This window comes from Streptomyces sp. PsTaAH-137 (assembly GCF_003259365.1).
Taxonomy (GTDB): Bacteria; Actinomycetota; Actinomycetes; order Streptomycetales; family Streptomycetaceae; genus Streptomyces.
The window spans coordinates 400,293-420,509 of record NZ_QLLY01000003.1 but is presented as its reverse complement, the minus strand read 5'-3'; the positions used below and the strand labels follow the sequence as shown (position 1 = coordinate 420,509).

Genomic DNA, 20,217 nt, shown 5'->3' with positions numbered 1-20,217 from the left:
GGTGAGCGGCCGGGTGACAGCCACGTAGACTGGTGGGCTGTTGTCCGGCCGCTTCTCCGTTTGTGGCCCCCCCTGACGTACTGGAGCTCCCGCCATGCAGGCAGAACCGACGAAGTCCCTGGTGGGGGAGGAGTACGAGGTCGAGGTCGGCCCCGTCGCGCACGGTGGCCACTGCATCGCGCGCACGGCCGAGGGCCAGGTTCTGTTCGTCCGGCACACGCTGCCCGGCGAGCGGGTCGTGGCGAAGGTGACCGACGGCGAGGAGGGCGACCGCTTCCTGCGCGCGGACGCCGTTCGGATCCTCGACGCGTCCAAGGACCGCGTCGAGGCCCCCTGCCCCTACGCGGGCCCCGGCCGCTGCGGCGGCTGCGACTGGCAGCACGCCAAGCCCGGCGCCCAGCGCCGGCTGAAGGGCGAGGTCATCGCCGAGCAGCTGCAGCGCCTGGCCGGGCTCACGCCCGAGGAGGCCGGCTGGGACGGCACCGTCATGCCGGCCGAGGGCGACAAGCTCCCGGCGGGCGAGGTCCCGCAGTGGCGTACGCGCGTCCAGTACGCGATCGACGCGGACGGCAACGCGGGGCTGCGCCGCCACCGCTCGCACGAGGTCGAGCCGGTCGAGCACTGCATGATCGCCGCAGAGGGCGTCTCCGAGCTGGGCATCGAGAAGCGGGACTGGGCCGGTATGGAGTCGGTCGAGGCGATCGCGGCGACCGGTTCCCAGGACCGCATGGTGATCCTGGAGCCGAAGCCCGGCGCCCGGCTGCCCCTCGTCGAGCTGGACAAGCCGGTCTCCGTGATGCGCGTCGAGGAGAAGGACGGCGGGGTGCACCGCGTGCACGGCCGCGCCTTCGTGCGCGAGCGCGCCGACGACCGCACGTACCGCGTCGGCAGCGGCGGCTTCTGGCAGGTCCACCCCAAGGCGGCGGACACCCTGATGAAGGCCGTCATGCAGGGCCTGCTCCCGCGCAAGGGCGACATGGCCCTCGACCTGTACTGCGGCGTCGGCCTCTTCGCGGGCGCGCTCGCGGACCGGATCGGCGACAAGGGCGCGGTGCTCGGCATCGAGTCCGGCAAGCGCGCGGTGGAGGACGCCCGCCACAACCTCTCCGGCTTCGACCGGGTCCGCATCGAACAGGGCAAGGTCGAGGCCGTCCTCCCGCGCACCGGCATCACCGAGGTGGACCTCATCGTCCTGGACCCGCCCCGCGCGGGCGCCGGCAAGAAGACGGTCGCCCACCTCTCGACCCTGGGCGCCCGCCGCATCGCGTACGTGGCCTGCGACCCGGCGGCGCTGGCGCGGGACCTGGGGTACTTCCGGGAGGGCGGGTACCGGGTGCGGATGCTTCGGGCGTTCGATCTGTTTCCGATGACGCATCATGTGGAGTGTGTGGCCATTCTTGAGCCCGCCTCGAAGAGCGTCTGACCTGCTGGTTCTTCTGGGTTTCTGGGTTTCGGGCGGGTCCGGCCGACCTGTTTCCATGAGTGCACGACGTCGAGTGCGCCGTATGCCGGTCGAACGGCTCTGAGCTGCGGTTTCAGCCAGTGGTGGGGGGCGAGCGTTGTGCCACGATCTCCGCGGGGGCGGTGTGTGGCAGTCTCGACGCTCATATGACGCTCGTCCTGATGGCATGTCAGGTGCCCGTGAGCGTGTGGTCAAGCCCATTCCGCTCGCGGGTGCGGTGTACCGCCTGGCGCGACGAAGGGATGATGTCGCGCCGGGGGCGTGGCGGCGGTTTACGAGCATCATCAGCCGCGTCGAGGAGGCCCAGGCAGGCCGACCGGGCCTCGATCCAGACTGTCGCGATCCGGTTTATCCGCCGCTTCGTCCCCGTGTCCTGGCCCGGGCGACCGGAACGTACGTCCTCACCTGCGACGCCCGGCGGGCGATGACCATGCTGCTGGTCGCCTGCCCGCGCGCGGGCTGGCTTCGCCACCCGACCGCGATTAGCGCGGCCATCGGCAACGGCGCCCGCCACGGCGCCCTGATCAATAGCGACACTCACCCGCAGGGCACCGGCCAGGTCACCGCCGTCGTCGCTGCAAGACCGGCACCCTCAACATCGACCGCCCGCTGGCTACCAGCGTCGTCGCGCTCCACGAGAACGACACCCCCGCCTAGTCCTCAGCCTCGCCCCGCATACGGCGAATTGCACACCCGCCACCCGCTGGCCGAGGCGACGTCGTGTTCGGCATGGGCATGCGCGCCGAACTCGACGGCACCCCCTCCTGGTCGGTAGACCCCTGCTACTCCGGCACGGACTCGACCTCGCCCCGTAACCACCCAACAGAGGTCCGTCCCGGTGAACAGCCGCAGACACAGATCCTTGGCGTCGGCCCTATGCGAAGCGGTGGTCCCACTGACTGCGGCTGCGGCCTGCGTGCCCGTCGCCGAGTGCCCAGCCAGTTTGGCGGGTGTGTCAGCGGCGATCCAGGAGACCGCCCGGGCCGAACAGGCTGGGACGGCCTTCCTCCGCGGGGTCTCGCATCCGCTTCAGGAGGGACCGCAGTGTCGGCAGCCAGGGGTCCACCGAGTGGACGCGCGACTGCAGACGTCGCTCGACGGCCGGCTTCAGCGCCAGCAAAAGCCGGCCCATCTCCTCGTGGTCCAGTGCACTGCGGTAGGCCAGCGCCAGGGCTCCGAGAGACGCCTCCGCGCTGAGACTCCAGTACGTCTCGTTGCCCGACGGATCCTCCAGACGGCCCGTGCGGGCACACGTGATCAGTGCCATGGTCGTGAGCTCGGCCTCACACCAGGTGCGGGACGACCGTTGGAACGCGGGAAGCGCCTCGTCCAGGGCAGCCTCCGTCCAGGAGGACTCCGGAAGCCAAGCGGCCGCCCAGCTCACCTCTGCTCCATAGGCGCCATTGACAGGGAGGCTCGGTGCGACCTGCGGGAGCAGTTGCTCCTGCCCCACCTCGTGAAGGGCCTGCGAAGCCCAACCGATGGCTTTCCAATGGGTGTCGGGGGAGACGACGAGGTGTCGCCGCATGAACGACTCCAGCAGGCGGCTTGTCGCCGCCCCGAACTGCTCGACTTCCCCACGACTCAGGGCATGCAGCCGACGCAGGAGTTGGGAGGCGCCCCTCAGTCCCAGCCTGCGAGCCAGGACGTCGGGACCCTCGGTGGTGATCCTTTCGACAAGGGTGTGGGCCAGTTCCCGTTGACCCGTCAGCGTAAGGATGTGCAGGAGGTCGGGTACTTCCCCCACATCGGCCGCGCTCCCGAGGCCGATCCGGCTCAGGAGCTTGCCATGGTCGACGCTGGCCGCGATCTCGTGACCCCACTGCTCGTCCCAGATGTAGGTCAGCTTCAGCAGCTCTCGGATCGCACGGGGGCTGGCAAGATGAGAGACGATCTTCAGCCACTTCTCGTACACCAGCGCCTTCATCCAGGCGAGATTCCCTTGCCCCGGGAGCACGCCGAGTCCCGCTAGCTGTCTGCCGAGTCTGCCTTGGTTGCTGGGGTCCTGCTCGTACTGGAACTCCTCTGTAAAACTCACCCACGCGTGATGGGCGTTGCGCAGGACGTCGAGCAGTCGGCGTCCCTGCCCCGGCTGGATCAGATCGACCGCGCGCAGGAGATTGGCCAACTGGTCTGGTGTCGACACGGACCGCATCACGGAATCCTGCAGATAGCTGGACTGCTCGTCCTCCGCCGTCCGGTCGAGCTCGTGAACGACGCTGGTCGCCAGTGCGGGATCGAGCTTCCGCAGGTTGTCGAGCGCCTGAACGAGGGCCGCCGTGGTCGGGGTCTTGCGGATCTCGCTGGCCCAGTCCCAGGACGGCACGGACTCCTTGAACCGCGATAGCAACAGGGCCTGCGCGTTCTCCTCCCCGCTCATGCGCAGAGTCGTCGCGGTCGCCCGGAGGCGCTGTGCCACCGAATCCGGGCTGGCTGGGACGAGGGAAGCGAGCAGCCGATCCATGTCGAACCTGGCTCGGTACCGCTGGGGAATGTCTGGGTGGACCGCCCGGGCCAGTTGGTGCAGCGAGGCGAAGGTCTCCGCCTTGAGCCCTGGCTCGGTCATCCGCTTCGCCAGCGGAACGGGATCGATCGCTTGAGAGAGTTTGATGAGCAGCTCTTCGCCGAAGTAGTTGTCTCCGACGAGCAGGAGCCCCAGCGGGGCTGCCCACGGCCGGTGCAACCGGTACGAGGATCCGATCGATTCGACGATCAGCTGGAACGAACTGTGCTCGACGTGGCGCCGGTAGTCGGCCTCCGCCTCCCAGAGACCGCGGAGGAAGTAGTACAGGACGGATGGCCGCCGTTCGTGGCGCAAAAGCGCGAGTGCGAACTGCTCGCCCAGATATGCCGCCAGTGCGCCGGCGAAAGTGTCAGCAGTATGGCAATACAGCTCATCGACCCGGTGGGTGGTGGACAGGAGCCGGCCCGCACCCTTGCCGTCCTCCAGTTTCAGGACCCGGTTCGCGAGCGCCCGCGCCAAGAGGATGTCGGCCTCAATGACGCCGTCGGCTTCTCGATACAGCAGGTACCGGACGGTCACGCTGTGGATGTTCGAAAGTACGGAGATGAGTTGAGCGGCCTCTGACGGCGCCGCCTCACGCAGCAGAGCGCGGAACTGCTCCGTGGCATGGACCTTGTTGAGCAGTTTGGTGCAGAAGCCCCGATGGTTCCGGGCCAGGTCACCCAGGGCCAGACTCACCTCGGAAGCGGTCGCCCGCCCGAGTGCCGCCCGTACCTGGAGTTCATGCGAGCCGATGAGCTGATCCCAGTCGATTTCCTTACCGTTGAAGTGAAGCTGCAAGGAGAGCCAGCCGACCACCACACCGAACCTGGCGTTGCTCGGCGGCCGGTGGTCTAGCACGTCCTGGATCTCCTGGCATCCCTCCAGCGGACGCCGATGCTGCTGCGCATTCCGGTTCGGGGACCTTCGATGGCAGCGGTTCAGCAGGACGTCGAGTTTCCGCACGTGGATGAGATCCTCCGCCACCAGGGGACGGATGTCCCTCACAAGGGCATCGGTCGACCTGATGAGCAGCGCCGGAGAGTTCTCGTGGTAGAGCCGGAACACCTTACGGGCCAGGTGGTACCGGTCCTCGACCGAGGCTGGCCTGTTCAGCACGGCTTCGAGACCTTCCCCCGGCTTCGCCAACCAATTCATCAAGGCATCGAACTCGTCGGTTTTCTGAATATGGCGCTGGTACCGGGAGATAAGCCTCAGGACGGATGACATAGTGCGGGCGGTCAGGCCCCCGGCGTTGGGCACCCGCGCCATGACGCCCGGGAGCCTGGCCGGCACCCAGTTCGGCTCGAGGTAGCGGTCACAGGTCGTCAGGACGACACACACCGCTGCCACCTCACCGGTGTTCGTCCACTCCGCGACAGCGTCACGCACGCTGGACCTGGACAGAAGCTCCGCCAGGAGCATGGAGTCGTATGCGTGGCAGACCCGCAGCAGGCTGATCAGCTGGCGGGGTCGGTCGTCACCGAACAGCCTCAGCAGGTAGGCCTCCAAAGGACCCGACATTCTCTGCAGGTTGACACCCGCAGCAGTGCCCTCGCCGTTGTCCGGCCCCGGCGTCAGTTCCTTGAGTACTTTCCGAGCGTAGTGACGGCTGGGAATCCTGACCGAGCCCATGGTGCGGCGGGCGCCGAAGCGGTCGAGCACGACAAGGGCTCGCGCCGACACGTATTCCTCGGGCACCCCGTCGCCCAGCTGAGAGACGGCGGCGACCAGTCGTAGCTCGTCCGCTTCCTCCGGGTCGACCGCAGAGAGCGCGTCGCTTGGTTCTGCCCGGGTTGTGCCCGCCCGAGTCCCACGTGGTCCGTCCGCTGGCTTGGCCGACTCCTCCCGCAGGGAGCGGCTGAGCACCCACAGGTCTCCCCTGGCTGCCTCCAGCAGCAGCGGTAGGGCGTCCACCGCCCCGCCGTAGACGTGGGGGTGGTCCTCAACCATCTGTGCTGCGAGCGCCGCCACCTCGGGCTGGCCGACCACCGCTGTCATCGGTGACACGTTGCTGGAGTCCCACTCCACTCCGGAGCCTTCGGAGAAGCGTGTGAGGGCGAGCACACCGATGCCCACGTCTCCCACCAACGAGGAGACCACGCGACCGACGTTGCCCCGCTCCAGGGGGTGCAGGTCCTCGATCACTACAAGGGTCTTGACCCCGGGGGCGATACCGGTGAGATGCATCGCGGAGCGGACAATCGCAGACAGGTCCCCGGGCAGGGGCAGTTGTTTGTCGGCCGGTGTCAGGGCAAGGATCCGCCACCGTTGTCCTTCGAGCCTGGTGACCAACTGGCGGGCGATCACGCTCTTGCCGCTGTTCATTGGCCCGCCGAGAACCATCCCCAGCTTCGGCTGGAGAATGAGCTGCCCGTGTAGTGAGGCCACCTGGGGGGCCTCCACGAGTGGTGGCTCATCAGGGTCTTCCTGCCATGCCGACGTGCCCTGAAATGCGCGGGAGCCGGGTGTTGCGTAGACGATGCTCCAGCGCTGTGCCTGGAGGTTCTCGGTATGCCACCGGTCCTGGACGTCGTCCCACTTGGAGCCCCACAGAAGCTCGGCCGCCCCGTTCAGGGACCGGTCCGCGGACGTTCGCGGCGCACCGCGTCCTTCCAGGATCCACCCTCCGGCACTGGAGCTGAGGATCGCCAGCCCCGAGGCACGGACCGTCTCCCAGAGGAGCAGATCGTCCGGGGCCGTCCACTGGCCTTCGGGTGTGATGCCGGCCATGACGAACACGTTCTTGCGTGCGGGAGAAGGGAGCCCAGTTTCCTGTGCGAGGTAGGTGAGGGCGACGGCCGCGGCGCTGACGCCGTCCTGTGCCGCAGAGGGAGAGTGGACCTCGGGTGACGTGAAAGAGACGGCGATACGCGGCGGCTGGGCTCGTCCCCGAGTCCTGGCGAGGCGGCAGGCCTGGACCAGCGCCAGCTCTGCTTCGGCCTTGAATCCGTCACCGATCGGCGACCAGGGTGGGCTCACAACCGTGGCCTGTTTGGCATCCGGCATGAGATCAGTCGACGCGGGGGAGTGCGCGGAGAACTCCAATGTCAGGGTTGCGATCGTGGACCAACCCCCCGCCGGCCGCAGCAACGTGTGCACGGCCTCGGGACCGTCGGGGTGCGGTGCTGGCGGCACCGGCCGCGTCGAGCCGCCGGAGGAGTGGATTTTCTCCGCCCGTGCGACGAAGTCGTACAACTTGTCGACAAGTCCGGCCTCCTGCAGGGCCAGCAACTGGGCCTGGAGCCCTGTGGAACGGGGCTCCATATCCTCGGCCAGCAGCGCCCCCACTCCGCTCAGCTGCTCCCTAGGTCCTTCGTAACGGAGCGAGTCCAAGGGAAGCGGCATGTCCGCGGTGAGCAGGGTCGTACGCCCGACGAGGGTCCGCACGAGCTGGAGCGCTTCGACAGGCGAGCTACCGGGATGCTGTGTGAGCGCTGCAAGTGCGTGCAGCACGAGGATGGTGCCGTACGCGTCGCACTCGGCCGTCGGCTCTGGTGTGTTACGGTCCGGCAAACTCTTTCCCCCTTGAGTCGATGCGGCTTCGACGAGCAGTCGTCAGAACGTGATTCGGGCTGTACCGCGGTTGGTGCACACGACGAGCCGGCCCGTGTCCTCAAGGTCAGCAGCCTTGATCTGGATGCCCACGTTCGCCGAGGCCACAGGGCGAGCCGCGCTGGTCCGGTCGAGTGGAGTCAGGCGCACGACGCCGTCGAGACTGGTGGTCAACAACAGCGCCCCTCCGGCTGTGTGGCGCACCTTCATGGAGGTCACGGGCTGGTCGTGAAGCGTGACGCAGTGCTGCTCAGTCCCGGACGGACTGCTGCGGTAAACGGTACCGTCGTTGCTCGCCGTGAAGACGTCGCCCTCGTGCGATGCAATGTGGGTGAGCGCCTGGCGCTGCGGTGTGGTGAAGGTGCGGTGGAGCGTACCGTCCGGTGCCCACACCGCTACCTCGCCCGAGGAACAGCCCACGGTCCAGCACTGCTCCGCGAGGGCCATGGTGGCCACCGAGGCCAAGACCAGCCCGCCCGTGTCGACGGGTCGGTCGCTGACACCCGCCAGCCCGTAACGCCGCCACGCGTGTGTCGTAGCCACCAGAAGCCCGTGGACGCCCACCTCACAGGCGACGATGCGCCCGGCGAAGGGGCGCGGGTCATCCATGGGATACCGCTGACCCGTCTCCAGATCGTGGAGGATCATCCCGCCGTTCCAGGTGCCGAGGGCGGCAAAGGGCCTGCCATTGAGCAGACCGGCGCTCAGCGCGGAGACCGGGTCGTGCACCGCAGAGGCCTGGTCGCCCGCCGCCTCCAGCTCGCGCAGTCTGGGCCGGTCCTGCTCGCCGATCAGGGCGCCGCCGTCCTGCGTGCCCACGACGAGGAACCTGCCGCTACGAACGACCGCCACCCCTGTTACCGCGTCGGTCGGCACCCGGTGCACCCAGACGCTGTTCCAAGGCCGCTGCCTGCTTGCGGTGTTTCGGGCGAGCTCGGTCTGTTGGTGGGCCTGGGCGAGGAACTCCAGGCGCGATACGTCGGCCTCGTCCTCCCGGTTGCTGCCGCGCAGCAGATCCATCACCTCTCGCACAGCACGGGCCCGTGGCGTGCCGGACAGTGTCAGGGCCCGCCGAAGACGCATCGGGTCGACGGTGAGTAGAAAGTCCGGGTCCGTGAGGAAGTCGTCCAGGATTCCAGCACGCTGGGCATGCTCAGCGAAGTTGTGCCGCGTGTAGTAATCGGCTGCGGACCACAGGGGCTTGAGATCCGGGCCTGTGCCCAGCGCGTCGAGCAAGGCGGCGGTGAAAGCCGCATGGGCCTGCGCGATGTCGTACTGCTGAGCCAGATAGGCGGCGAACTCCTCTCGCCGTAGCCGCCATCCGGCGGTGTTCGCGCTGCTCTGCGCGTCGGCAATGAAATCCTCCGCCGCTTGCAGGAGGCGGTCGAGCGCGTCGTGGTCGACGCGCCGGGCGGTGAGCCGGTGCACGACGTCGATCCACAACGAGAAATTCGGCATCCCAGCGCCCAGAGCCAGTGTCAACGGCGTCAGAAGATCCTTCGCCCATGCCGGGTCGTCAGGCTCCACACGGGCCAACTGCTGCTCGAAGACGTCCACTACAGAGGTCTGCACTGCGGCCTCGTCTTGTGTCGGCTCTCGTCCTGCCAGATCGACAGAGAAGAGATACGCCCAGAGGAAGGAGGTGTGGGACCGTTCGCGAACCCCTGCGGCGAGGCGCTCGAGAGGCTGCTGAGGCATGTCTCTGTGCAGTGGCCCCTGGCGTCCCGCGAGGACAGTACGCGCGAGCAGTTCGAGGTCCTCGGGCTCGAAGTACTCCGGTCCGGCGAGCGGTATCTCCCGCGTGCCGAGTCTGCTGAGGGGCGCCTCGGCGGCGACCACCAGGCGGATCGTGTCAATGCCACTCAGGGGCAGGAGCACCTTCTCGACGAACTCCTGGACGGCTGCGGAGTCGCCCACGTCGACAGCGTCTGTGGGGCCCACCCGGTTCGCCGAGTCGATGAGGAGGCCCCTGGGGGCGGGCAGGGCCTCCAGCGCATGGAAGAACGCATCGGGATCGTCCTGGTAGGGCACTCCTAGTTCGTTTCCGATCTCGTCCAGGACGAGGTCCCAGGCAAGCCCGTACGCCTGTACCAACGAAACGCACCCCGGGGGCACCCCGATCACGTCGGAGCCCTCAGCAGTCGGCAGGGGCTGTCCGTCCGAAGCCGCGGCCAGCCAGGCGAACAAGGTGGACTTCCCCGAGCCGGCGGGGCCCGTCACCACGATGGGCCGTCGGTCGGGGTCGGTTCCGCTTACGTACGGGACCAGTTCGTGAAGGGCGCGCTTCCGGCCGCAGAAAGCCCAGCCCGAGCCCTCCGTGGCCTCGGGCAGGTGTTGCGGCCGGCGCTTGCGGAAGCGTGGATTGGGGAACGCCCGCAGCGGACGCTTCGCCACGCTGGTTGGGGCGTGCCAGAGGACCGACTGGCCGACTCTCCCCAAGCGGTGGTTCATGTCCCGACACAGGTCAGCGGCTTCGATGTACTGCAGGCTGTTCGGTACGCCCGGACTCTTCAGGGACGCAGAGAAGGCGTCCGCGAAGGCCATTTGGTGGGCTTCCTCGTTTCGGCCCGCGGAAGTGATGAGGTAGACGTCGGGGCCGATGTTCCCCAGTTTGGCGATGCTCTCCTGTAAATGGAGGAAGGCGTCCGCGGCCGACCCGGAATCGCAGGCGTCGACCATGACGACTACCTGGGCCGGTCCGGGTTGGTTGACCAGGCTCGCAAGCTCGTGCGCCGATACGCTGGTGGCGAAGTCCTCGCTGGTTCCCCAGGTGCCCTTGAAAGTGGCCAACCGGTAGTCGGCGTTGGAGGTGTATCCGTGCGCGGAGTAGTACAGAATCACGGCCTGCGGATGCGCTTCCGTTTCCTCGCTGCGCATGGCCCGGCCCACCGCCCGCTGGAGGTCACCGGGAGTGGGGTCGAGCGATACGTCGTCGAGCACTTCCAAGCCGATGTCCTTGAAGACGCTGCGGACGAGCGCGACTTCCTGCGGCACATACGGCAGCGGACCCAGGCCCTGCCCATACTCCTGGGTGCCGGCGACGACGCAAACTCGGCGGAGCCCGTCCCCGGCCTCAGGTCGGGCCGAGACCATCCGCGATTCCCTTCGCTGCCTCGGCGGTGGTTAGGTAGCGCAGGACCGAGTGCATCGCAAATCGGCCGTTGCGTACGGGTATGTCCTCGACTTCCTTGCCAAAGAGCGGGGCCAGTTCCTTGACAAGGGCCACCGGGTCCTCCACGGCGGCGATGTTGATCCAGCGCCGAACACCTGGCCACTTCGCCTCCTGACCGGGCACAAGCGGGGGCCGTAGTCGCGAGGAGACGGCGCCGAGCCCGAGTGGCGACCCCAGGGTGATCAGGGTGTCGATCTCCCACTCTGGGTGGGCGGCCAGCGCGTCGTATGCGACCACGCTGCCGAGCGAATGCGCCACGACGACGCGCGTGTCGGGAGTGACGACACCGTCCCAACGTGAGAGCACGGCGTCGCGGAGCGCATCCTCCGTCAGGTACCGGTGCACCTGTTTGATCATCCAGATGATGGCCTTGGCGGGGACGTCGCCCAGCAACTTGCTGCGCTCCAACCGTCTGAGCAAGCCTTGCACGGCGCCCTTCGTGCCAGCCTGCCCGGAATCCGTGTTCTCCGCGAAGGCGCGTAACAGTTCGAGCTCAAGGTCGGCGCTGAGATCGACCAGTCCGTAGTTCGGAATGGCGGCGAACTCGTCGAGGCCGACCGCGCCCTTGGACCCGGCGGAGCGGAAGCAGTTCCCGTAGTACACGGCTGCCACGCCCGTCTCCTCCACCGGCTCGAAGCCGGTGTCGATCATGCCAGTGCGGAGTGCCTTGTACCAATCGGAATGCATGTCGTCGCGGTGCTTGTAGGTGTAGCCGATCCCATGGCACATCACGACCTTCGCCATACCGGTCCCTCTCGCCGACGATAGGCGGGCACGCTGCAGGCGCACCCGACGGCAGCAGGGTAGCGGCGTTACAGCCGCGATGTCGGCCAAGTCAGTAGGGCAGATGCAGGCTTCGGCCGACCCACTCTCGGCGGATGCTTCACCGGTCGCCCCCTTCAGGCCCTAGGGGCGCTTGAGTGACTGCCAGCTCGGGCCACAGCCGCCGATGCCAGATGACTCTTCTCGGATCGGCGGCGCGCTGCTGTCGTAGGTCGTTACCGGGATGAGATCACTGAGCAGTGGTCGGTGATCGCTCTTGTCGCGTCACATTGACCCGTGTACCAGGATGTTGTGCCGTGACGCTCATTTGACGCTCGGGAGCTCTTGGTGCGGCCTGGACAGTCCGTGCGATGTGGCCTGACCTGAGCCTATGCACATGTGGCGACAATCGAACACATTTCCGATGACGCATCATGTGGAGTGCGTGGCGATCCTGGAGCCTGCGAACAAGGGCTCCTGACCGCCCGACTCCCCGCGTTCCTCAGGCCGCCTGGGGCTCCGGCGTCGGGGCGTTGGCCTCGTCGCGGATTCGGGTGCAGCTGCGGGTGATGAGGCGGGAGACGTGCATCTGGGAGATGCCCAGTTCCTCGGCGATGTTCGCCTGGGTCATGTCCTCGAAGAAGCGCAGGTAGAGGATGGTGCGTTCGCGTTCCGCGAGGTGCTTGAGGCCCTTCTTGGCGGCTTCGCGGTCGGTCACCAGGTCGTAGCCGGGTTCGTTCCGGCCGAGGGTGTCGGCGAGGCTGAAGTCGTCGTCGGACGCGGTGACATCGGCGTCCAGGGACAGGGCGCTGTAGCTCTCCAGAGCCTCCAGGCCCGTACGGACCTCGTCGAGGGTCAGACCGGTCTCGGCGGCGAGGTCCTCGGTGCTGGGCTCGCCGTCCCGGCCGGGGCGGTCCATCAGCTCGCGGCGGGCGCCGCGGACCTGGTTCCTCAGGTCCTGCACGCGCCGGGGCACGCGGACGTCCCAGGTGTGGTCGCGGAAGTGGCGGCGCAGTTCGCCGGTGATGGTCGGCACGGCGTACGACTCGAAGGCGCCGCGCTCGGGGTCGTAACGGTCGACCGCCTTGACCAGCCCCATCGCCGCCACCTGCCGCAGATCGTCCTGGTTCTCGCCCTTGTTGCGGAAGCGGCCCGCGATGCGGTGGGCCATGGGCAGCCAGGCCTCGATCAGTTCCTCGTTCAGCAGGTCGTGCTCGGGGCCCGACACCGTCCTGGCGAGTCGTTCGAAGGTCTGCTGGGTGTCGGGGGCGTCGTGGTGCGAGTGGCGAATCGCCATCAGCGAGTGCTCCTCAAGGCTGCTTGTTGCCGACGAATGGCCGCGAGAAGCACATGCACCGACAACAGGGCACACCGCTCCCGCGGTTGCGCCTGTTGTCCCAAGCACTCCGCTCCGCTTGCCCGGCGTCCCCACAGGCAAACAGGTCGCGGCCGGCGGGCACCCGAGTTTGCGGGGGAGGGGCCGAGGGCACTCGGGGCGCGGCCCCCGTCCTGCGGCACGTCGTCGCTGGTCGGAGGGGTCGTTCGTGCCGTCGTTCGACCAAGGAGAGGACACTCGTGAACAGCCGTTCCGAGCCCGAGGTGCGTCCCGAGACTCCCGGCAAGCGCCCGCCCGTCATACCGCGTGACCTGCCCGACCAGCAGGCGGGAGCACCCGGCGAGGACCCCCTGGACGTGCCGGGGCAGGCCCAGAAGGAGAGCGAAGGCGCGGAGCCCGACGAGTCCGTGCCCGAGCCCGATGAATCCGGTGCGGGCCGCCGCGGCGCCCCTCGCACCGGCGGCGTCCGCCCCGATCAGCCCGTGCCGGACGAACCGACGGGCTGAACGGAGCGGGGGCCGGCTGCCGTCAGTGGTGGCCGTGGGCGGTGTCGGAGGCTCCGCCGAAGAGCCGGGCCACGGCGCGGAAGGGGAGCGTCACCACCGTGGCGATGGCGCCGCCGATGGACCGGAGCACGTCTGCGATGGCCTTGAACATGAGTCACCTTCCTCGTTGTCGTCGGTGACAGCGGGTGCCCGGCGGGCGGCAGCGGAAACGTGTGCTCCCGAGCGCCGCACGCGCGTCACGGGAAGCCCGGGCCGCGGGCCGCTCGACATGAGAGATCGCTCTTCTGGCCGCACCATGGGTTGAGAAAGGTGTCAAACCAGCCCATAGAGCCGCTGGGAGGCTGATGTGGTCATGGAGCGATCCGAGCAACGTGCTGTCGTCGCCGAATTCCTCGGCACCCTTTTGCTGGTGTTCTTCGCTGTCGGCTCGGCCGTCATCGGCCTGAAGTTCATGGGCGCGCTGGGCGTCGCCCTCGCCTTCGGGTTCACCCTGCTCGCCCTGGCCTACGCCATCGGGCCGATCTCGGGCTGCCACGTCAATCCGGCGGTGACGCTCGCGATGCTCGCGGCGGGCCGGATCAATGTGCGGCGGGCGGTGCTGTACTGGGTCGCCCAGTTCGCGGGCGCGATCGCCGGTGCGGCGCTGCTCTACTGGCTCGTCCAGTCGATCCCGGGTCTGGAGACCAGTGGTGCCTTCGGCTCGAACGGTTACGGCAGCCGCTCCGACGTCGGTCTGAGCGGGGGCGGCGCGTTCCTCGCCGAGACCGTCCTGACCTTCCTCCTCGCCTACGTCGTCCTCGCCGTGACCAGCAGGGTCGCGGTGGTCGGGTTCGACGGGCTGCCGATCGGTCTCGCGCTCGGCGTCATCCACATCGTCGGCATCCCGCTGACCGGCACCTCCGTGAACCCGGCGCGCTCGCTCGGCCCGGCGATCTTCGCGGGCGGCCAGGCCCTGTCGCAGCTGTGGCTGTTCATCGTGGCGCCGCTGGTCGGCGGACTCATCGCGGCCCTGGTCATCCGCCTCACCCACCCGGCGAACGAGCCCCGCGTGACGGCGGACGTCGCCTGAGGGAGTCGGGACCCGCTCCGTTGCGGGCTCGGCGCGCGGGCGTCAGCTCGTGGTGTGCGTGGGGTAGACCTGTACGTCCGTGTAGGCGCCGTTGATACCGGGGGCGCCCGCGGGCCACTTCAGGGTCACGGAGTGGGTCTCGTTCGGGGGCGTCACGATGATGTCGGTCGGGTTCGAGAGGCTGTCGCCGCTGTTGTCGATCGTGTAGGCCAGGTCGAAGACGGCGGCGTCGCCGGGCTTCAGGGTGGTGACGCGCGGCTGGGCGGAGCCCCGCTCGATGGGGTTCGAGGTGTGGTCGGCGTCCTTGATGTCGACGCCCGCGAAGCCTGTGGCGGAGCAGGTGGCCGCACCCCGGTTGACCATGGTGATGTTGATCCGGCCCTCGGTCGTGTCGGGCGAGGCGTCAACGGCGTCGATGGCCAGGTCCTCCGTCTTGCAGAACGTGACCTTGCCGCTGGTCTGCGTCGCATCCTTCGTGATGGTCCCGATGCCCTTGCCGGAGCTCGACGTGGAGCCGCCGGACTGCGAGTCGCTGTTCGAGGACGAGGACGAACCGGTGGACGAGGACGACGACGAGGAGTCCTTGGCCGACGCGTTCGTCCCGGAGTCGTCGCCCCCGCAGGCGGTGAGCGAGAACGCGGCGGCGGCGGTGACGGCGGCGAGAGCGGCGATGCGGATGGACTTCACGGTGTTCCCCCAGAAGGTGCTCGGTGTGTGCGTTCGGGAATATTTGTATCCCGCACCGAGTCACAGGCGGTCCGCTGCCAGGTCTTCGTTATGTCACAGGGAACGGAGAGAATTGCTACAGAGAAATCTGCCTCACCTACCGAACGGCAACGCCGTCAATTCCGTCCAGCCCGCGGGCGTCAGGGCGACCACGTGCAGCGCGGTCAGCTCCGCCGTGATCGGCAGCAGCGCGCGGGCGCGGTCGGCGACGGTCGCCGCGACCGGCGCCTCCGCGTCCAGGGCCACCGTGACGTGCACCGGCGGGTTCGGGCCGAACCGGCCGCCGTACGGGGCGTGTTCCGGAAACGCCGACCGCACGGCCGTGGCGGCCTCCCGCAGTTCGGGGACCGCGACCGCCACGAAACCGTCGTGCCGCTCCACCTCGGCGAGCCGGAGCCGGACAGGGCCGGCCGGCAGCGCGGCCCGCAACCGCTCCAGCGCGCGGTCGTCGACCCGGTCGGCGGGCAGCCACGGGTAGAGCAGCGCGGCGTGCGCCGGCACGCCGGGCCGCACCACACTCGGGTCCACCTCGGCGGCCAGCGTCAGCAGCGGATCGGCCTGCGGCACCAGCGCCAGCACGGCCGTCGTTCCCCACCGGGGCATCGTCCGTCCCTTCGTACGTACGTGGTTCAGATCGTACGTACGTGGTTCAGACGCCCGGCGCCTTCACCGGCAGCGCCAGGATCGTCGCCTCGCGGACGGGCCGCCGGGCCTCCTCGAAGAAGTCCGGGGCCGCGCAGGCGAACAGGGTGGTGCCCTGCGCGCCGCCCAGCGCGCACGCGTACACGTTGGTGCCGGGCCGGATCTCCTCCGTGATCGTCCCGCCCTCGGCCACCCGCAGCAGCCGCGCCCCGGTGGCGTCCGCGATCCACAGCCCGCCCTCGGCGTCCAGGCACACCCCGTCGCCGCTGACGACGAGCTGCGGCACCACCCCGGCGAACTCGCGCTCGGTCGGCACGTCCCCGAACTCCGCCCAGACGTGCCGGTTTCCGAGCTCGCCGTCCGTGCCGATGTCGAAGGCGGTGACCCGGTTGCCGAACGTCTCGGCCACCAGCAGCACCCGGTCCGGGGTGATCGCCATGCCGTTGGGGAACCACAGGTCGCTCGCGGCCTCGGTGACGCTGCCGTCCGGGTCCACGCGGTAGAGGGCGGCGGGGGCGAGCGGCGCGCCGCCCATCAGGTCGAACCCGAAACTCCCCACCCAGGCCCGGCCGTCGGCGTCGACCACCATGTCGTTGGCGTGACCGGTCATCCGGCCGCCGAGGTCGGCGTGCACCGACAGCTCACCGTCCGGCTCCCGGCGCAGGATCTTCGCGTCGCGCATGGACACGATCAGCAACCGGCCGTCGGGCAACCAGCCCAGCCCCGAGGGCTGCTGGGGCACGACGGCCTCCACACGTATGTCCGAGCCGTCCTCGGCGGCCGAGAACACCCGGTCCTGATAAAAGTCCGAGAACCACAGCCGGTCCTCGCGCCAGCGCGGCGACTCGGTGAAGGCGAATCCTGAGAGCACGGGAGTGGGCTGGGACATGCGGCTCCTCTTCCAGTCCTGACGCGGCCGGCGCCCCTGCGAACCCGCCGGGCGCAGGGGACATCCTGCCTCCGGACCGGGGGCGGGCGACAGCCGTCGGCAGCGCCTACGGCACGGGCCGCCGCTCGCCCGCACCCGAGGTGGCGGAGCACGACGCAGGAGTCGTACGGGCCGGTCAGACGGTGGTGAGGGAGACCTCGGTGGACTTGATCAGGGCCGTCACGGAGGAGCCGACCGTCAGGGCGAGGTCGGTGACGGCGTCCTTGGTGATCGCGGCCGTCAGCTCGCCGCCCTCGACGGTGACCTTGACGGTGGCCATCGCGGCTCCGGTGACGATGTCCCGGACCGTGCCGGGCAGTCGGTTGCGGATCGACAGGCCCTCCACCGCACCCGTGGCGAGCGAGACCTCCGTCGACTTCACCAGGGCGCTCACCCGGGTGCCCTCGGCGAGGCCGAGTTCCTTGACGGCGTCGACGGTGATGGCGGAGGTGAGGTGCCGGCCGCCGTCGAGCCGGACCTTGACGGTGGCCATGGCCTCGCCGGTGGTGACCGCCGTGACGGTGCCCGGGATCTGGTTGCGGATGCTCAGGGACATGCGGAAACGCCTCACAGAGATGTGCGGTGACGGGCCGGGATCGGCCACGCTGCGGCCACCGTAACGAGGACGGGGAGCCGTTGTTCGGAGGCGCTCGCAGGTGCCAGGGACCGGCGGCGCCCCGGGTCGCAACTCCGGCTCGGGGCGCCCCGCGACTCACCCGTCAGGCGGGATAGGCGTGCGTCTGCGCGGCCTTCACCGTGGCCCAGACCCGCGCGCCCGGGTGCAGCCCGAGCTCGGCGGCGGCGACGGTCGTCAGGCCGGCGGCCAGGGAGATTTCGCCGGTGAGGTCGGCGCGGATCTGGTCGCCGTGGGTCTCCATGCCCGCGACCTCGCACTCCCAGAGGTTACGGGCGCTGGTGCCGGCGGGGCGGTCGCGGTACAGGGTCACCGCGGTCGGCGGGAACGTCACGAAGACCGGGCCCGTCAGCTCCTCGGTCGTGGTGATCTCGGGCCCGGCCGACAGCCGTACGGTGTGCCCTTCCGCCTGTCCCTGGTACAGGTTCAGGCCGATGAGGTGGGCGATGTAGTCCGTACGCGGATGACGCGCGATGTGCCCCGGAGTGCCCTCCTGCACGACCTGGCCGTCCTCGATGACGACCAGGCGGTCGGCCAGGACCATGGCGTCGAGCGGATCGTGCGTCACGAGGACCGCCACCGCCTCGAAGTCGGCCAGATGGCGCCGGAGCTGGGCGCGGACCTCCAGGCGGGTCCGGGCGTCGAGCGCGGCCAGCGGCTCGTCGAGGAGGAGCAACCGGGGGTGGGTGGCCAGGGCGCGGGCGAGGGCGACGCGCTGGGCCTGGCCGCCGGAGAGCCGCCGGGGCTTCGCGCCCGCGTGCCCGGCCAGGCCCATGCGCTCCAGCCACCGCGCGGCCTGCGCCCGCGCCTCGGCCTTGGACACGCCGTGGCAGCGCGGGCCGAAGGCGACGTTGTCCAGCGCCGTCAGGTGCGGGAAGAGCAGATAGTCCTGGAAGACGACGCCGACCGGGCGCCGCTCCGGCGGGATGCGCTCCAGCTCCGCGCCGTCCAGCCGCAGATGGCCCTCGCTCAGCGGGACGAGACCGGCCAGCGCGCGCAGCGCCGTCGTCTTCCCCGCGCCGTTGGGACCGAGCAGCGCGACGACGTCGCCGGGGGCGGCCGTCAGCGTCACGTCGAGGCGGAAGGACGGCCGCTCGACGACCAGACGGGCGTCGAGACCGTCGGCGGAGGGGTCCCGCTTCTCCAGCACGGTGGGGGCGGTGTCGGTCATGAGGCGGTCATCCAACGGTCGCGCAGCCCCGCGAGCACGGCGACCGAGACGGCGAGCAGCACCAGGCTGAGGGCGATCGCCGCCTCCGGGTCGCTCTGCAGGGCGAGGTAGACGGCGAGGGGCATGGTCTGGGTACGGCCGGGGAAGTTGCCCGCGAAGGTGATCGTCGCCCCGAACTCGCCGAGCGCCCGCGCCCAGGCGAGCACCGCGCCCGCCGCGATGCCCGGCGCGATCAGCGGCAGGGTGACCCGGCGGAACGCGGTGAAGCGGGAGGCGCCCAGCGTGGTGGCGGCCTCCTCGAAGCGCGGGTCGGCGGCGCGCAGCGTGCCCTCCACGCTGATCACCAGGAACGGCATGGCGACGAACGCCTCGGCGACCACGACCCCGGCGGTGGTGAACGGCAGGGTGATCCCGAACCACGAGTCGAGCCACTGGCCCACCACGCCGTTGCGCCCGAGGGCGGAGAGCAGGGCCACACCGCCGACCACCGGTGGGAGCACCAGTGGCAGCGTCACCAGAGCCCGTACGACACCGCGCCCCGGGAACTCGACGCGGGCCAGCAGCCAGGCCAGCGGTACGCCGATCACCAGGCTGACGAGGGTCGCGGCGGTCGCGCACAGCAGCGACAGGCGCAGCGCCTGCCACACGGACGCGCTGGTCAGCTGGGACGGCAGCTCGGACCACGGGGTCCGCACGAGCAGGGCGATCAGCGGCAGGACCAGGAAGGCCAGGCCGATCAGCGCGGGCACCAGGAGCGGCAGCGGCGCGCCCCGGAAGTTCCGCCCGCCCGCGCGCCGGCGCCGCGGCCCACCCGTACGGGGGTGGACCGCGGCGCCGGGGTCGTCCAGCGGGGTCACGGCTTGAGGAACCCGGCCGAGGTCAGCACCTTCTGGCCCTCTGCGGACTGCACCAGCGCGATGAACGCCTTGGCGGCCGCGCTGTTCTTCGAGTCCTTCAGCTGCGCGATCGGGTAGTCGTTGATGGCGTCGGTCGACTCGGGGAACTCCACGCCCTCCACCTTGTCACCCGCGGCGTGCACGTCGGTCTTGTACACGACCGCCGCGTCGGCCTCCTTCAGCTCCACCTTCGTCAGGGCGGCCTTCACGTCCTGCTCGTAGGAGACCGGGGTGAGCTTCAGCTTGCTGGCGGTGAGGGCCTTGTCGGCGGCGGCGCCGCACGGCACCTCCTTCGCGCACAGCACGACCTTCAGGTCCTTGTTCGTCAGGTCCTTCAGGGAGGCGACCTTGTCCGGGTTGCCCGGCAGGGTGGCGATCTCCAGCTGGTTGCGGACGAAGGTCGATGGGGTGCCGGCCGCGTCGCCCTTGTCCGTCACGATCTTCATCGTCTTGGGGCTGGCGGCGGCGAACACGTCCGCCGGGGCGCCGCCCGTGATGCTCGCGGCCAGCGAGTCGCTGCCGCCGAAGCTGAAGGTGACCTTCGTGCCGGGGTGCGCCTTCTCGAACTGCTCACCCAGCGTCGTGAAGCTCTCCTTCAGCGAGGCCGCGGCGAAGACGGTGACCGTGCCCGAGATCTTGTCCTTCGACGACGCGGACGCCGAGGAGTCCGAGCCGGAGGAGTCGTCGGACGAGGAGCACGCGCTCACCGCCAGCAGTGCGGCGGCGCTCGCCCCGGTCACCTGCAGTATCCGGTGGGTGCGGCGGGTCCGGCGCACGGAAGGGGTCATCACGGTTCTACTCCTGTTCGTTCTGCTTCGCTCTGCCCTTCCTCGGGCATCGCGCTGAGCATACTGC

15 protein-coding genes are annotated in these 20,217 nt (G+C 69.4%); 3 read left to right on the top strand and 12 right to left on the bottom strand.

The annotated features are described in order from the left end of the window. The first annotated feature begins 94 nt into the window (after positions 1 to 94). Positions 95 to 1,423: a class I SAM-dependent RNA methyltransferase gene (locus K377_RS08245; protein ID WP_111662524.1), complete on the top strand. Its 1,329-nt coding sequence runs from the start codon at positions 95 to 97 to the stop codon at positions 1,421 to 1,423. Between the two features lie 994 nt (positions 1,424 to 2,417). Here K377_RS08245 and K377_RS08240 read toward each other — a convergent pair. The 4 genes from K377_RS08240 to K377_RS08225 all read right to left on the bottom strand — a co-directional run bounded on the left by K377_RS08240 (position 2,418) and on the right by K377_RS08225 (position 12,751). Then, entirely contained in the window at positions 2,418 to 7,481 is a 5,064-nt protein-coding gene (locus K377_RS08240) for a hypothetical protein (protein WP_111662523.1), read from the bottom strand. 42 nt (positions 7,482 to 7,523) lie between these two features. Next, positions 7,524 to 10,613 carry a caspase family protein gene (locus tag K377_RS08235; RefSeq protein WP_111662522.1) on the bottom strand — a complete coding sequence of 1,030 codons (3,090 nt, stop codon included), beginning with the start codon at positions 10,611 to 10,613 and terminating at the stop codon, positions 7,524 to 7,526. Continuing rightward, positions 10,594 to 11,436, bottom strand: a complete 843-nt coding sequence (locus tag K377_RS08230) for an alpha/beta hydrolase (RefSeq protein WP_111662521.1) — start codon at positions 11,434 to 11,436, stop codon at positions 10,594 to 10,596. Before K377_RS08230 ends, K377_RS08235 begins: the two co-directional genes overlap by 20 nt. A gap of 520 nt (positions 11,437 to 11,956) precedes the next feature. Further along, entirely contained in the window at positions 11,957 to 12,751 is a 795-nt protein-coding gene (locus K377_RS08225; protein ID WP_111662520.1) for a SigB/SigF/SigG family RNA polymerase sigma factor, read from the bottom strand. 278 nt (positions 12,752 to 13,029) lie between these two features. Between K377_RS08225 and K377_RS08220 the strand changes: the two genes are divergently transcribed. Then, positions 13,030 to 13,296, top strand: a complete 267-nt coding sequence (locus tag K377_RS08220; RefSeq protein WP_111662519.1) for a hypothetical protein — start codon at positions 13,030 to 13,032, stop codon at positions 13,294 to 13,296. Positions 13,297 to 13,318: 22 nt separating this feature from the next. Here the strand turns inward: K377_RS08220 and K377_RS42195 are convergent, their stop codons facing one another. Continuing rightward, the gene (locus K377_RS42195) at positions 13,319 to 13,447 is read right to left on the bottom strand and encodes an LPFR motif small protein (protein ID WP_258394996.1); all 129 of its coding nucleotides are present in this window, start codon (positions 13,445 to 13,447) and stop codon (positions 13,319 to 13,321) included. 201 nt (positions 13,448 to 13,648) lie between these two features. Here K377_RS42195 and K377_RS08215 point away from each other — a divergent pair, with 201 nt between their 5' ends. Next, positions 13,649 to 14,365 carry an MIP family channel protein gene (locus K377_RS08215; RefSeq protein ID WP_111662675.1) on the top strand — a complete coding sequence of 239 codons (717 nt, stop codon included), beginning with the start codon at positions 13,649 to 13,651 and terminating at the stop codon, positions 14,363 to 14,365. A gap of 42 nt (positions 14,366 to 14,407) precedes the next feature. On the opposite strand, the gene K377_RS08210 is transcribed toward K377_RS08215, so the two are convergent. The 7 genes from K377_RS08210 to modA all read right to left on the bottom strand — a co-directional run bounded on the left by K377_RS08210 (position 14,408) and on the right by modA (position 20,150). Continuing rightward, a complete protein-coding gene (locus K377_RS08210; RefSeq protein ID WP_111662518.1) occupies positions 14,408 to 15,052 on the bottom strand; it encodes a DUF4232 domain-containing protein in 645 nt (214 codons plus the stop codon). 132 nt (positions 15,053 to 15,184) lie between these two features. Beyond that, positions 15,185 to 15,694, bottom strand: coding sequence for a 2'-5' RNA ligase family protein (locus K377_RS08205; RefSeq protein ID WP_111662517.1), 510 nt, complete (start codon positions 15,692 to 15,694; stop codon positions 15,185 to 15,187). A gap of 46 nt (positions 15,695 to 15,740) precedes the next feature. Further along, complete coding sequence (locus K377_RS08200) at positions 15,741 to 16,622, bottom strand: SMP-30/gluconolactonase/LRE family protein (protein ID WP_111662516.1); 882 nt, start codon at positions 16,620 to 16,622, stop codon at positions 15,741 to 15,743. 175 nt (positions 16,623 to 16,797) lie between these two features. Continuing rightward, positions 16,798 to 17,217: a molybdopterin-binding protein gene (locus tag K377_RS08195; RefSeq protein WP_111662515.1), complete on the bottom strand. Its 420-nt coding sequence runs from the start codon at positions 17,215 to 17,217 to the stop codon at positions 16,798 to 16,800. Between the two features lie 163 nt (positions 17,218 to 17,380). Continuing rightward, on the bottom strand, positions 17,381 to 18,466 hold the full coding sequence (locus K377_RS08190; protein ID WP_111662514.1) for an ABC transporter ATP-binding protein: 1,086 nt from the start codon (positions 18,464 to 18,466) through the stop codon (positions 17,381 to 17,383). Further along, the gene (locus tag K377_RS08185; protein ID WP_111662513.1) at positions 18,463 to 19,323 is read right to left on the bottom strand and encodes an ABC transporter permease; all 861 of its coding nucleotides are present in this window, start codon (positions 19,321 to 19,323) and stop codon (positions 18,463 to 18,465) included. The genes K377_RS08190 and K377_RS08185 overlap by 4 nt, the downstream gene beginning before the upstream one ends. Beyond that, positions 19,320 to 20,150: a molybdate ABC transporter substrate-binding protein gene (gene modA / locus K377_RS08180; RefSeq protein ID WP_111662512.1), complete on the bottom strand. Its 831-nt coding sequence runs from the start codon at positions 20,148 to 20,150 to the stop codon at positions 19,320 to 19,322. The genes K377_RS08185 and modA overlap by 4 nt, the downstream gene beginning before the upstream one ends. Between the last annotated feature and the right edge of the window lie 67 nt (positions 20,151 to 20,217).